This window comes from Streptomyces albiflavescens, assembly GCF_014645835.1.
GTDB lineage: Bacteria > Actinomycetota > Actinomycetes > Streptomycetales > Streptomycetaceae > Streptomyces > Streptomyces albiflavescens.
In genome coordinates this window covers 60,916-75,387 of the sequence record NZ_BMMM01000008.1, presented here as the reverse complement: position 1 = coordinate 75,387, position 14,472 = coordinate 60,916, and the positions used below count along the sequence as shown (strand labels likewise).

Sequence of the window (14,472 nt, the reverse complement as noted above, 5' to 3'; positions counted from 1 at the left end):
ACTTACGTGGCCATCCGCGTCCTACTGGTCGACGACCAGCCGCTGCTGCGTACCGGCTTCCGGATGATCCTGGAAGCGGAGCAGGACCTTGCGGTCGTCGGCGAGGCCGGCGACGGTCTCCAGGCACTCGACCAAGTACGTGCCCTGCAACCCGATGTGGTTCTGATGGACATCCGTATGCCGCGGATGGACGGTGTCGAGGCGACCCGGCAGATCACCGGCCCCGGCCGGGACGGTCCGGCCAAGGTGCTCGTCCTGACCACCTTCGACCTCGACGAGTACGTGGTGGAGGCGCTGCGCGCGGGCGCCAGCGGCTTCCTCCTCAAGGACGCGCCCGCCAATGAGCTGGTGCAGGCGATCCGGGTGGTCGCGGCGGGCGAGGCGATGCTCGCGCCGAGCATCACGCGTCGGCTGCTCGACAAGTACGCGGGCCACCTGCCGTCCGGCGACGAGCCGGTTCCGGACACGCTGCACACGTTGACCGAGCGTGAGGTCGAGGTGCTGAAGCTGGTGGCGCGCGGGCTGTCGAACGCGGAGATCGCGGCCGACCTGTTCGTCAGCGAGACCACGGTCAAGACGCATGTGGGCCACGTGCTGACCAAGCTCGGGCTGCGCGACCGGGTGCAGGCCGCGGTGTACGCGTACGAGAGCGGGTTGGTGCGCCCCGGCGCGCAGTAACCCACCCCAGCAGACACGTTGAGGGCGCCCCCTTCTGGAAGGGGGCGCCCTCGGCGTGTGTTGGGCCGTGGTCAGCTCTTGCTGATCTCCCAGAAGCGGAACACGGTCGAGGGGTCGAGGCAGTACTCCAGGCCGTACACGTTGTCGCGGACGATGGCGTACTGCTTGGCCTGCCAGATCGGGATGATGGGCAGTTGGTCGGCCACGAGGTCCTGGAGTGTGCCGTAGTCGGCGTCCGTCAAGGAGCGGTCGCTCTCGGCGGCCGTCTTCGGGATGAGCTGACCGGTGATCGTGCTGTTGGTGAAGTTGTTGTTCAGCACGTTGCCCTTGCCGAAGAAGGGGGCCGTGAAGTTGTCCGGGTCCGGGTAGTCGGGCACCCAACCCTTCACGTACACGCCGTACTTGCCCTTGGCGATGTCCGCCTCGTACCGGTCGAAGGCGACGGACTTCACGCTCGCGTCGAACAGCCCGCTGGCGTTGAGCTGCTTGGCGATCTCCTTGAACTCCGCGTCGGTGGACGGACCGTAGCGCGACGGCGTCGACCAGAGGGTCAGCTTCACCTTGCCGGTGATGCCCTCGGCGCGCAGCGCGGCCTCGGCCTTGGGCTTCGAGGGGCGGGCGCCGTAGGTGTCGACGAAGGACGTGTTGTGGCCGGTGATGCCGGCCGGGATGATCGAGTAGAGCGGCGTCGCCGTGTCGTCGTAGACCTCGTTGACCAGGGCCTCGCGGTCGAGCAGATAGGCGATGGCCTTGCGCACGCCGAGCTTGCCGGCGACCGGGTCGTCCATGTTGAAGACCAGGTGCTGCACCTCGGCGCTGCTGCCCTCGACGACGTTGACGCCCAGGCCGGTGGAGGCGTTGTTCTCGATGTCGGCGATGTCGTCGGCGGCGAGGCCTCGGTAGGCGAGGTCGACCTGGTCGCTGAGCAGCGCGTTCTTCAGGCCGGCCTGGTCACCGTGGAAGAACTTCAGCGTCACGCCGGAGTTCTGCACCTTGGCGGTGCCCTTGTAGCTGCCGTTGACCGAGAAGACGGCCTGGTTCTTGCTGAAGGAGTCCAGCTTGTACGGGCCCGAGCCGACCGCCTCGTCGTCCTTGCGCAGTCCGTCGGCGGCGTACTGCTGGTGGTCCACGATCGAGCCGGCGCCGGAGGCGATCTTGCTCGGGAAGGTGGCGTCGGCGTACTTGAGGTGGAAGACGACGGTCTTGGCGTCCGGCGTGTCCACCGTGTCGAGCATGGGGAACATGATCGCGGGACCGGCGTCGTCGTTGATCTTCAGCATGCGGTCGAAGGAGAACTTCACGTCCTCCGAGGTGAGTGCGTCACCATTGCTGAACTTCAGCCCGTCCTGCAGCGTGCACTTGTAGACCTTGGTGTCGGCGTCCGCGAAGGCGCACTCCTTGGCCGCCTCGGGCTCCGGCTCGGTGCCGCCCTTGGGGAAGCTCAGCAACGACTGGAAGACGTTGTTGAACAACAGCCAGGAACCGGGGTCGTATCCGGAGGCCGGGTCCGTGGCCAGGACGTCGTCGGACATCCCGATGACCACGGAGGAGCCGCTGCCCCCGGAATCGCCCGTATCCGAGCCGCATCCGGTGAGCAGGCCGGAGGCCAGACCCGCCACGATCGGCAGGACTGGCCACTGGTTGCGCATGTTCACGAGCATGTGCCTTGTCGTCGGGTCTCGGACCCCGGGGCATTTTCAGCCCCGGGGTGGGGAGGCCGGTCAGCCGATGCCGCGGCCGAGCTCCCACAGCTGGAGGGTCGAGGAGGAGTTGAGCGCCCACTCGGCACCGGTGATGTCGTCCCGTGCGGCGATGTACTGCTTGCCCTGCCACAGCGGCAGCAGCGGGACGTCGTCGGCCACGACGTCCTGGATGGTGGTGAGGCTCTTCGACGCGGTGAGGCGGTCGGCCTCACGCCGGGACTCCGGGATCAGGTTGTTGATGATGTTCTTGTTCGTGTACGGCGACTTGAGGAAGTTGTCCTTGTCGAGGAACGGCGCGAGGTAGTTGTCGGCGTCCGGGAAGTCGGGGAACCAGCCCATGCCCCAGACGTCGTAGTCGCCCGCCCGCTCGGCCGGGATGAACTTGTCCCAGGTCGTGCCCGTGATGCTGACGTCGAACAGACCGCTGGCGTTGAGCTGCTTCTTGAGCACCTCGAACTCCGGCTTGGTGGCCGCGCCGTAGTGGTCGGTCGTGTAGTGCAGGGTGACCTTGACCGGGGTGGTGATGTTGGCACCCGCCAGCAGCGACTTGGCCTTGCTGACGCTCGGGTCCCCGTACTTGTTGAAGAACGAGTTGGAGTGGCCGGTGATGGTGGCCGGGACCATCGAGTAGAGCGGCTCGGCCTGCGAGCCGTACACCTTGGCGATGAGTTCGCCGCGGTTGACGATCTGGGCCATGGCCTGGCGGACGGCACGGGACTTCACCGTCGAAGCGTCGGTGTTGAAGGCCAGGTAGCGGATCTCCAGGCCGGGCATCTCGACCAGGTTGATGTTGCTGTCCGTGGCGCCGCGGAGCTTGTTGATCTGGTCCGGCGTCATGGAGCGGGTCATCAGGTCGATGTCGCCCTTTTCGAGCGCGGTGCCCATGTCGGCGGCGCTCTCGTAGGAGCGCATCTCGACCTTGGAATTCTTCACCTTCAACTGACCCTTGTAGTTCGGGTTCTTGGTGAAGACGGCCTTGACCAGCGCGTTGTCCTTGACCTCGGACTCGAGGGTGTACGGGCCGGAGCCGTCCACGGCGAAGCCCTCGCGGAGCTTGCCCTTCTCGTAGTCCTTGGGGTTCACGATGCCGGCCACCGGGGTCGACAGCTTGAACGGGAAGGTGGCGTCCGCGGTCTTGAGGTGGAAGATCACCTCGCGGTCGCCCTGCGTCTCGATGGTGTCGACGGTGGAGAGCAGTCCGACCGGGCCGCCTTCCGCCTTGATGCGCAGCGCGCGGTCGATCGAGAACTTGACGTCCTTCGCGGTAACGGGGTCGCCGTTCGAGAACTTCAGGTCCTTGCGCAGCGTGCAGGCGTAGCGCTCGTTGCCGGTGTCGGTGAAGCCGCACCTCTCGGCGGCCTCGGGCTCCGGCTCACCGTCGCCACGCGGCTGGACCATCAGGGTCTGCACGGTCTGGCGGAGAATGTTCCAGGTACCGACGTCGTACGCGTATGCCGGGTCCAGGGGAGCCGGGGCCTCCTTCGACGCTTTGAACGAGTCCGTGGTACCGACAACGATGGCATCGCCGCTGTTGCTCCCGCCGTCCGACCCACCACAGGCGGCGAGCACAGGGGCGAGCAGGCCGACCACGGCCGGCAGCACCAAAGTCTTGCGGTTCATGCTCGAGTTTCTCCAGAGCTGTCGAGTCCGTGTACCCGGCATGCAGGGGTGTCGCTGCGGATCACGGGGGTTGTGACGATGTTCTCGCGATGAGATTAGTCCGCACCACCAGGACGACTCACAGGTACCGGAGTTGAGTTTCCATCACGCTGCGAAACCGGGCGCGGACGCACCGATAACCCGACAGCGGAAGGATTCGTACAGCATTCCATCAATCGGGACACAAGGACACGTTCATCACCCCCAAAAAGGGGGCAACCGCACACGTCGACCCCGATGTCGACCCCTCGTCGAGTGATGAACGTCACACGTTCAACTGGGTTGGCGAGTACCGGAATTCGGCCATCCGGTGGCGATCGAATTCCCTGCGGCAGCCCCATCCCGCTTTCCCGCGCATTCGGTATGCACGCTGGGTGAACGACTAGCGCATTTCCGTCATCAAGCCGCGTAGAAAGGGCAGGTCGACCTCTTCGAGAGACGTCACCACCGTGCGCCGGTCGGCCGGGGCGATGGGTGCGACCGAGGGTACGGCGACCACCCGGCAGCCCGCGGCCTCGGCGGCGGCGACGCCCGTCGCGGTGTCCTCGATGACGGCGCACCTGGCCGGAAGGGCGCCGAGCCCGGAGGCCGCGAGCAGATACGGGTCGGGGAAGGGCTTGGTCCGCTCCACCTCGTCGCCCGCGATCGTCAGGGCGAAGTACTGGGGGCCGATCGAGCTCAGGATGCGGTCGATGATCCGCCGGTGAGAGGCGGAGACCAGAGCGGTGGGGATCTCGTGCGCCGCCAGTTCGGCGAGGAGTCTGGCCGCGCCCGGCATCAGCGGCAGCGAGCGGCCGATACGGTCCTCGAAGCCGTCGTTGAGCAGCACGGTCAGCTCGGCGAGCGGGATGTCGGCTCCGGTGGCCTCGATGAGGAATCCGGCACTGCGGGTCATGGGACCGCCGACCACCACATGGCGCCAGGACTCGTCGAGGACGTGGCCGAGGGACCTGAAGACCTCGACCTCGACGTCCCACCAGAAGCCCTCGGTGTCCACCAGGGTGCCGTCCATGTCGAGGAGCACGGCTTCCAGGGCAGAGCCTTCGGCCGTACGGGTACCGAGCGCGGGGACCGTACTGGTCATCCGGGCGCACCTCCTTGAGGGACGATCAGGCCGGTTGCCCTTTTTGGCAAAGGGACAACCGGCCTGCAGTGGACCGACCAGTGTACGACTTATCCGATCAGAACGCGTGCCCATACTTCTCAGGGCGCGTCGCGGCACGTCTCAGAACTTCTCAGGGCGCGTCGCGGCACGTCTCAGAGCACCTCGACGTACCTTCGCGGCGTCGTCGCGGTACTTCTCATCGTCCGTCGCCGTACCTCTCAGCGCGCGTTGAAGTACTTCGCCTCGGGGTGGTGGATCACGATCGCGTCCGTGGACTGCTCCGGGTGGAGCTGGAACTCCTCGGAGAGATGGACGCCGATGCGCTCCGGCTCGAGGAGGCGTGCGATCTTGCCCCGGTCCTCCAGATTGGGGCAGGCGCCGTAACCGAGCGAGAAGCGGGCGCCGCGGTACTTGAGGTCGAACATGTCCTCGATGGCGGCCGGGTCCTCCCCGGCGAAGCCCAGCTCGGAACGCACGCGCGCGTGCCAGTACTCGGCCAGCGCCTCCGCCAACTGCACGGACAGGCCGTGCAGTTCGAGGTAGTCGCGGTACGAGTTCGACTCGAAGAGCTGGGCGGTCTCCTCGCCGATGCGGGAACCGACGGTGACGACCTGGAGGCCGACGACGTCCCGCTCGCCGGACTCCTCCGGCCGGAAGAAGTCGGCGAGGCAGAGCCGGCGGCCGCGGCGCTGGCGCGGGAAGGTGAAGCGCGTGCGCTCGTTGCCCTGTTCGTCCAGGATGATCAGGTCGTCGTCCTTGGACACGCACGGGAAGTAGCCGTAGACCACGGCCGCCTCCAGCAGATTCTCCGTCTGCAGCTTGTCCAGCAGCCCGCGCAGCCGCGGCCGACCCTCGGTCTCGACCAGTTCCTCGTACGTCGGACCGTCGCCCGTGCGGGCCTGCTTGAGACCCCACTGGCCCTTGAACAGGGCGCCCTCGTCCAGCCAGGAGGCGTACTCCTTCAGCTGGATGCCCTTGATGACGCGGGTGCCCCAGAACGGCGGCTTGGGCACGGGGTTGTCGACGGCGACGTCGGAGCGGACGTGTCCCTCCTCGGGCCGCTCCTCGACCACCGTGTCGGCCGAGGCGCGCACCCGACGCTGCTTCAGCTCGGGGAGCACCGCTCCGGGAACCCCGCGCTTGACCCCGATCAGCGCGTCCATCAGGCGCAGGCCCTCGAAGGCGTCCCGGGCGTAGCGGACTTCGCCCTGGTAGATCTCGTGCAGGTCCTGCTCGACGTACGCCCGGGTCAGCGCCGCCCCGCCGAGGATGACGGGATAGTCGGCCGAGAGACCGCGCTGGTTCAGCTCCTCCAGGTTCTCCTTCATGATCACCGTGGACTTGACCAGGAGCCCGGACATCCCGATGACGTCGGCCCGGTGCTCCTCGGCGGCTTCCAGGATCGCGGAGACCGGCTGCTTGATACCGAGGTTGACGACGTTGTAGCCGTTGTTGGACAGGATGATGTCGACGAGGTTCTTGCCGATGTCGTGGACGTCACCGCGCACGGTGGCGAGCACGATGGTGCCCTTGCCCTCGGCGTCCGACTTCTCCATGTGCGGTTCGAGGTAGGCGACGGCCGCCTTCATGACCTCGGCGGACTGGAGCACGAACGGCAGCTGCATCTGGCCGGAGCCGAAGAGCTCGCCGACGACCTTCATGCCGTCCAGGAGCGTCTCGTTGACGATGTCGAGCGCGGGGCGGTCCTGGAGCGCCGCGTCGAGGTCGGCGTCCAGACCGTTCTTCTCGCCGTCGATGATCCGCCGCTTGAGCCGCTCGTCCAGCGGCAGGGCGGCCAGCTCCTCGGCCTTGCCCGCCTTCAGCGACTTGGCGGTGGCGCCCTCGAACAGGGCCATCAGCTTCTGCAGGGGGTCGTAACCCTCGGCACGGCGGTCGTGGATGAGGTCCAGAGCCGTCTGCACCTGCTCCTCGTCGAAGCGGGCGATCGGCAGGATCTTGGACGCGTGCACGATCGCCGAGTCCAGGCCCGCCTTGACGCACTCGTCGAGGAAGACCGAGTTGAGCAGGATGCGGGCGGCCGGGTTGAGACCGAAGGAGATGTTCGACAGGCCGAGCGTTGTCTGCACGTCCGGGTGGCGACGCTTCAGCTCGCGGATCGCCTCGATCGTCGCGATGCCGTCCTTGCGGGACTCCTCCTGACCCGTGCAGATGGTGAAGGTCAGGGTGTCGATGAGGATGTCCGACTCGTGGATGCCCCAGTTCGTCGTCAGGTCCTCGATCAGCCGCTCGGCAATCGCCACCTTCGTCTCGACGGTGCGGGCCTGGCCCTCCTCGTCGATGGTCAGCGCGATCAGCGCGGCGCCGTGCTCCTGCGCCAGACGGGTGACCTTGGCGAAGCGCGACTCCGGGCCGTCGCCGTCCTCGTAGTTGACCGAGTTGATGACCGCGCGGCCGCCGAGCTTCTCCAGACCCGCCCGAATGACGTCGACCTCGGTGGAGTCGAGGACGATCGGCAGCGTCGAGGCGGTGGCGAAGCGTCCGGCCAGCTCCTCCATGTCGGCCACACCGTCGCGGCCCACGTAGTCGACGCACAGGTCGAGCATGTGCGCGCCCTCGCGGATCTGGTCGCGGGCCATCTCCACGCAGTCGTCCCAGTGACCGGCCAGCATGGCCTCGCGGAACTTCTTCGACCCGTTGGCGTTGGTGCGCTCGCCGATCGCCATGTAGGCGGTGTCCTGGCGGAACGGGACGGTCTGGTAGAGGGAGGCGGCGCCGGGCTCGGGCTGCGGATTCCGCTCGGGGGGTGTGACCCCGTTGACGCGCTCGACGACCTGGCGCAGATGCTCGGGCGTCGTACCGCAGCAGCCGCCGATGAGGGAGAGGCCGTAGTCGCGTACGAAGTTCTCCTGGGCGTCGGCCAGACCTTCCGGGCCGAGCGGGAAGTGGGCGCCGTCCTTGGTGAGGACCGGCAGACCGGCGTTCGGCATGCACAGCAGGGGAATGCGGGAGTGGCGGGTGAGATAGCGCAGGTGCTCGCTCATCTCCGCCGGGCCCGTCGAGCAGTTCAGGCCGATCATGTCGATGCCGAGCGGTTCGAGGGCGGTCAGCGCGGCGCCGATCTCGGAGCCGAGGAGCATCGTGCCGGTCGTCTCGAAGGCCATCGAGACGAGCAGGGGGAGGTCGACGCCGGTCGCCTCCATGGCGCGCCGGGCGCCCAGGATCGAGGACTTCGTCTGGAGCAGGTCCTGGGTGGTCTCCACGATCAGGGCGTCCGCACCGCCGGCGATCAGGCCCTCGGCGTTCGCCTGGAATCCGTCGCGCAGGGTTCCGTAGCCGACGTGACCGAGGGTCGGCAGCTTCGTACCGGGGCCGATGGAGCCCAGGACCCAGCGCCGGCTGCCGTCACGGGCGCCGAACTCGTCCGCGACCTCGCGGGCGATCCGGGCTCCCGCCTCGGAGAGCTCGAAGACACGGTCGGCGATGTCGTACTCGGCCATCGCGGAGTGGTTCGCCCCGAACGTGTTCGTCTCGACGCAGTCGACGCCCACCTCGAAGTACGCCTCGTGAACGGAGCGGACGATGTCGGGGCGGGTCAGGTTCAGGATCTCGTTGCAGCCTTCGAGGTTCTCGAAGTCCTCCAGCGTCGGGTCCTGCGCCTGGAGCATCGTGCCCATCGCGCCGTCGGCCACCACCACACGGGTGGCGAGGGCCTGGCGGAGTGCGTCGATGCGGCTCCGGCTCTCGGCGAGTTCGGACGAAAGGGACGGGTTCGGCAACGAGGCCATGAAGGTGCTCCCTGGAGTGCGACGGCTGTCGGCTTTGCGCTTCCCATGGAAGGCGCACGCCGTCAGGGTAGCCCGGAGCGGCATCGCGGGGTCAGGGGCGTCCACGGGGCGGACGGGCGTGGCGCACATACCGGTTGCGCCGGGACGTACGAAACATATGAAGGCCACCCATTAGCGAGAGCTCGGCAACGACCGGTAGTGTTCGACATTGCCGAACGGTGGCGGTTGAAGGCGCACGCCGAAGGTCGAAGGGGACGGAGGCAGCACGGCGATGGCACGGAACATCCAGTCGCTCGAACGGGCGGCAGCGATGCTGCGGCTGCTCGCGGGCGGCGAGCGACAGCTCGGCCTGTCGGACATCGCCTCCTCGCTGGGCCTGGCCAAGGGTACGGCCCACGGGATACTGCGCACCCTTCAACAGGAGGGGTTCGTCGAGCAGGACACGGCCTCCGGGCGCTATCAGCTCGGCGCCGAACTCCTGCGCCTCGGGACCACCTATCTGGACGTGCACGAGCTACGGGCGCGCGCCCTGGTGTGGACCGACGACCTGGCCCGCTCCAGTGGCGAGAGCGTCTATCTGGGCGTGCTGCACCAACAGGGCGTGCTGATCGTGCACCACGTGTTCCGGCCCGACGACAGCCGTCAGGTCCTGGAGGTCGGGGCCATGCAGCCGCTGCACTCCACGGCGCTGGGCAAGGTGCTGTCGGCGTACGACCCGGTGGCGCACAGCGAGGTCCTGGAGGCCGAGCGCAAGACGTTCACGCCCCTGACGGTCAGCGAGCTGGACCTGTTCGAGGGCGTGCTGGACATGACCCGCGCACGCGGGTACGCCGACGACGTCGAGGAGACCTGGACAGGTGTCGCCTCGGTCGCCGCACCCATCCACAACCGACGGCGCATGCCCGTCGGCGCGGTGGGCATCACGGGGGCCGTGGAGCGGGTCTGCAAGGACGGGGAACTGCGTCCCGACCTGATCGCGGCGGTGCGGGACTGCGCCCGCGCGGTGTCGCGGGACCTGGGTGCCGGGCGGTTCTGACGCCCGCGGTTCTCTGGGGTTTCGCACAAGAGAAGGCCGGGACGCCAAGGGCGTCCCGGCCTTCGTCGTACGCCCTCAAGATCGATAGCACGCATGGATCAATAACGATCGTGTTTTCGAGAACAGAGCTCTTGACGAGCTGGTAACGCGGCGGCAAGACTCCCGTCCATCGGTCGACATTGTCGAACACCTAACGGCAATACGCGCTAGAGTGTGGCAACGCCAAGGGCCGAGATCGCTCTCACTCCCCGAGAGCACGAACCACCGGAGGGACCCGGGGTTCGGCTTCCCCTGGACGAAGGACAAAGGAGTCGCGGGTGTCCAGCTCCGACATCTTCATCGGCGAGACCATCGGTACCGCCGTACTCATCCTGCTGGGCGGTGGCGTGTGCGCCGCCGTCACACTGAAGGCCTCCAAGGCGCGCAACGCCGGATGGCTCGCCATCACCTTCGGGTGGGGCTTCGCGGTACTGACCGCGGTCTACATCTCGGCGCCCCTCTCCGGCGCGCACCTCAACCCGGCCGTGACACTCGCTCTCGCGATCAAGGACAACGACTTCAGCAACGTCGCCACCTACTGGGGCGGTCAGCTGCTGGGCGCCCTGATCGGTGCCACGCTGGTCTGGGTCGCCTACTACGGCCAGTTCCACGCGCACCTCACCGACCGCGAGATCGTCGGCGGTCCGGGCGCGCAGGCCACCAAGACCAAGGCCGTCGAGGCCCAGGAGACCGGAGCCGGCCCCGTGCTCGGCATCTTCTCCACCGGCCCCGAGATCCGCAACGTGGTGCAGAACCTCGCCACCGAGATCATCGGCACCGTCGTACTCATCCTGGCGGTCCTCACCCAGGGCCTGAACGACAACGGCAACGGCCTGGGCACCCTGGGCGCCCTGATCACCTCGCTCGTGGTGGTGAGCATCGGTCTCTCCCTCGGTGGTCCCACCGGCTACGCGATCAACCCGGCCCGTGACCTCGGACCGCGCATCGTGCACGCCCTGCTCCCCCTGCCCAACAAGGGCGGTTCCGACTGGAGCTACGCCTGGATCCCGGTCGTCGGTCCGCTGATCGGCGGAGCGATCGCCGCAGGCATATACAACGTCGCCTTCGCTTAAGAGCACCGCTTGCAAGAGCACGACCTGCAAGAACACCGCTCGAGCACCGCTTGGAGCACGCTGAAGACCCGCACGTCTCACAGCACCGCCTCACAGCACGCGCCGTCGATACAGCCCCCCTCATACGGAACCTCCAGGAGCACACAGTGACCGACGCACACACCGCCGGCCCCTTCATCGCCGCGATCGACCAGGGCACCACCTCGTCCCGCTGCATCGTCTTCGACCGCGACGGACGCATCGTCTCCGTCGACCAGAAGGAGCACGAGCAGATCTTCCCGAAGCCGGGCTGGGTCGAGCACAACGCCACCGAGATCTGGACCAACGTCCAGGAAGTCGTGGCCGGGGCCATCGAGAAGGCCGGCATCACTCGCGACGACATCAAGGCCATCGGCATCACCAACCAGCGTGAGACCACGCTGCTGTGGGACAAGAACACCGGTGAGCCCGTCCACAACGCCCTTGTCTGGCAGGACACCCGCACGGACGCGCTCTGCAAGGAGCTCGGCCGCAATGTGGGCCAGGACCGCTTCCGCCGTGAGACGGGTCTCCCCCTCGCGTCGTACTTCGCGGGTCCCAAGGCCCGCTGGCTGCTCGACAACGTCGACGGTCTGCGCGAACGCGCCGAGGCCGGGGACATCCTCTTCGGCACCATGGACACCTGGGTCATCTGGAACCTGACCGGTGGTGTCAACGGCGGCAAGCACGTCACCGACGTGACCAACGCCTCGCGCACCATGCTGATGAACCTGCACACCATGGAGTGGGACGACAAGATCGCCGAGTCCATCGGCGTCCCGCTGGCGATGCTGCCCGAGATCCGCTCCTCCGCCGAGGTGTACGGCGAGATCACCGGCGGCAAGCTCGGCGACCTGCTCGGCGGCATCCCCGTCGCCTCCGCACTCGGCGACCAGCAGGCGGCCCTGTTCGGCCAGACCTGTTTCTCCGAGGGCGAGGCCAAGTCCACGTACGGCACCGGCACGTTCATGTTGATGAACACCGGTGACAAGATCATCAACTCGTACTCGGGCCTGCTGACCACGGTCGGCTACCGCATCGGCGACCAGGCTCCGGTCTACGCCCTCGAGGGCTCGATCGCCGTCACCGGTTCGCTGGTGCAGTGGATGCGCGACCAGATGGGCCTGATCAAGTCCGCCGCCGAGATCGAGACGCTCGCGTCCTCGGTCGAGGACAACGGCGGCGCCTACTTCGTGCCGGCCTTCTCCGGTCTGTTCGCCCCGTACTGGCGCTCCGACGCCCGCGGTGTGATCGCCGGTCTGACCCGGTACGTCACCAAGGCGCACATCGCGCGCGCCGTCCTGGAGGCCACCGCCTGGCAGACCCGTGAGATCACCGACGCCATGACGAAGGACTCCGGCGTCGAGCTCGCGGCCCTCAAGGTCGACGGCGGCATGACCTCCAACAACCTGCTGATGCAGACCCTGGCCGACGTCCTGGACGCCCCCGTGGTGCGCCCGATGGTCGCCGAGACCACCTGCCTCGGCGCTGCCTACGCCGCCGGTCTCGCCGTCGGCTTCTGGTCCAACACCGAGGACCTGCGCGCCAACTGGCGCCGGGCCGCGGAGTGGACCCCGAACATGGCCGCGGAGACCCGCGACCGTGAGTACAAGAGCTGGCTCAAGGCCGTCGAGCGGACCATGGGCTGGATCGAGGACGAGGAGTAAGAACCCGCATGACCAGTCAAGCCACCCTGCAGTCCGTGCCTGCCCTCGGTACGCACCCGGCCTCCGGCTCCAACCCGAGCCGCGCCGAGACCCGGGAGCAGCTTTCCAAGGCGACGTACGACCTCCTCGTCATCGGCGGCGGCATCCTGGGCATCTCCACCGCCTGGCACGCCGCGCAGTCCGGGCTGCGGGTGGCTCTGGTCGACGCCGGCGACTTCGCCGGCGCCACCTCTTCCGCCTCCTCCAAGCTTCTCCACGGCGGTCTGCGCTACTTGCAGACCGGCGCGGTGAAGCTGGTGGCGGAGAACCACTTCGAGCGCCGTGCGGTCTCCCGCCAAGTGGCCCCCCACCTGGCGAACCCGCTCACGTTCTACCTCCCCGTGTACAAGGGCGGGCCGCACGGCGCTGCGAAGCTCGGAGCGGGCGTCTTCGCCTACTCCGCCCTGTCGGCGTTCGGCGACGGCGTGGGTCACCTGCTCAGCCCCTCGAAGGCCGCGCAGGACGTTCCCGAGCTGCGCACCGACAACCTCAAGGCCGTGGCCGTGTACGGCGACGACCAGATGAACGACTCCCGGATGGCCTTGATGACGGTCCGCGCGGCCGTCGAGTCCGGCGCCGTCGTCCTCAACCACGCCGAGGTCACCGGCCTGCGCTTCACCAAGGGCCGGGTCACGGGTGCGGACCTCAAGGACAGGACGAACGGCGAGGAGTTCGGCGTCAACGCGCGCCTCGTGCTCAACGCCACCGGCCCGTGGGTCGACCACCTGCGCAAGATGGAGGACCCGAACTCGGCGCCGTCCATCCGCCTCTCGAAGGGCGCGCACCTGGTCCTGAAGCGCACCTCCGCCTGGAAGGCCGCGCTCGCCACCCCGATCGACAAGTACCGGATCACCTTCGCCCTCCCGTGGGAGGACATGCTGCTGCTCGGCACGACCGACGAGGAGTACGAGGGCGAGCCGGGCGAGGTCGCGGTCAACGAGAAGGACATAGCCCAGATCCTGGACGAGGCCGCGTTCTCCATCCGGGACCAACAGCTGTCGCGTGACCTGATCACGTACTCCTTCGCGGGTCTGCGGGTGCTGCCGGGCGGCCCCGGCGACACGTCGAAGGCCAAGCGCGAGACGGTCGTCACGGAAGGCCGTGGCGGGATGCTGTCCGTCGCCGGCGGCAAGTGGACCACCTTCCGGCACATCGGCCGTACGGTCATGAAGAAGCTGGAGTCGCTGCCGGGCCACCCGCTGGGCGAGGACTTCGAGCCGATCTCCGAGCTGCCGAAGAAGCTCCCGCTTCCCGGCGTGGCCAACCCGCGCGCGGTCGCCCACCGACTGCTCGTCGACGGCCCGGCGCCCGGCCCGCGCATGGCGGCGGACACCGCGAAGCACCTGGCCACGCACTACGGTTCGCTGGCCTTCGACATCGCCCGGCTGGCGAACGAGAACCCGGAGCTGGGCGAGCGTGTCCACCCGGACGCCCCTGAGATCTGGGCGCAGGTCGCCTACGCCCGGGACAACGAGTGGGCCCAGACGGCCGACGACGTACTGCGTCGCCGTACGACGCTGACGATCCGCGGGCTTGCCACGGACGAGGTGCGGGGCAAGGTTCAGGACCTGCTCGACAAGAAGTAGGCATCCGGCGGCACCGGAAGGGCGGTTCCCACGGGGGGAGCCGCCCTTCTCGACGTTCCTCGCGCTGCCATCCTCACCGCCCTCACCTGATCAAACATCGGCTTCTCCGCCCCGTTCAGCCCA

General features: G+C 67.8%; 9 protein-coding genes. 5 read left to right on the top strand and 4 right to left on the bottom strand.

Going from position 1 to position 14,472, the window contains the following annotated elements:
• Nucleotides 1-6 precede the first annotated feature (6 nt).
• Nucleotides 7-678 (top strand): response regulator, encoded by a 672-nt coding sequence (locus IEY95_RS22220; RefSeq protein WP_010988071.1) that lies wholly within the window; start codon nucleotides 7-9, stop codon nucleotides 676-678.
• Nucleotides 679-749: 71 nt separating this feature from the next.
• Here IEY95_RS22220 and IEY95_RS22215 read toward each other — a convergent pair whose 3' ends face one another.
• The 4 genes from IEY95_RS22215 to metH form a co-directional block, all read right to left on the bottom strand.
• On the bottom strand, nucleotides 750-2,333 hold the full coding sequence (locus tag IEY95_RS22215) for an ABC transporter substrate-binding protein (protein WP_189188136.1): 1,584 nt from the start codon (nucleotides 2,331-2,333) through the stop codon (nucleotides 750-752).
• Between the two features lie 66 nt (nucleotides 2,334-2,399).
• On the bottom strand, nucleotides 2,400-4,001 hold the full coding sequence (locus IEY95_RS22210; protein WP_189187854.1) for an ABC transporter substrate-binding protein: 1,602 nt from the start codon (nucleotides 3,999-4,001) through the stop codon (nucleotides 2,400-2,402).
• Nucleotides 4,002-4,422: 421 nt separating this feature from the next.
• Nucleotides 4,423-5,124 carry an HAD family hydrolase gene (locus tag IEY95_RS22205; RefSeq protein WP_189187853.1) on the bottom strand — a complete coding sequence of 234 codons (702 nt, stop codon included), beginning with the start codon at nucleotides 5,122-5,124 and terminating at the stop codon, nucleotides 4,423-4,425.
• 239 nt (nucleotides 5,125-5,363) lie between these two features.
• Nucleotides 5,364-8,891, bottom strand: coding sequence for a methionine synthase (gene metH, locus IEY95_RS22200; RefSeq protein WP_189187852.1), 3,528 nt, complete (start codon nucleotides 8,889-8,891; stop codon nucleotides 5,364-5,366).
• A gap of 271 nt (nucleotides 8,892-9,162) precedes the next feature.
• Between metH and IEY95_RS22195 the strand changes: the two genes are divergently transcribed.
• From IEY95_RS22195 to IEY95_RS22180, 4 genes are all read left to right on the top strand, one after another.
• A complete protein-coding gene (locus IEY95_RS22195; RefSeq protein WP_189187851.1) occupies nucleotides 9,163-9,927 on the top strand; it encodes an IclR family transcriptional regulator in 765 nt (254 codons plus the stop codon).
• A 317-nt stretch (nucleotides 9,928-10,244) separates the two neighbouring features.
• A complete protein-coding gene (locus IEY95_RS22190) occupies nucleotides 10,245-11,039 on the top strand; it encodes an MIP/aquaporin family protein (protein ID WP_189187850.1) in 795 nt (264 codons plus the stop codon).
• Between the two features lie 146 nt (nucleotides 11,040-11,185).
• Nucleotides 11,186-12,724, top strand: a complete 1,539-nt coding sequence (glpK, locus tag IEY95_RS22185) for a glycerol kinase GlpK (protein WP_189187849.1) — start codon at nucleotides 11,186-11,188, stop codon at nucleotides 12,722-12,724.
• 8 nt (nucleotides 12,725-12,732) lie between these two features.
• Nucleotides 12,733-14,349, top strand: coding sequence for a glycerol-3-phosphate dehydrogenase/oxidase (locus IEY95_RS22180; protein WP_189187848.1), 1,617 nt, complete (start codon nucleotides 12,733-12,735; stop codon nucleotides 14,347-14,349).
• The last annotated feature ends 123 nt before the right edge of the window (nucleotides 14,350-14,472 follow it).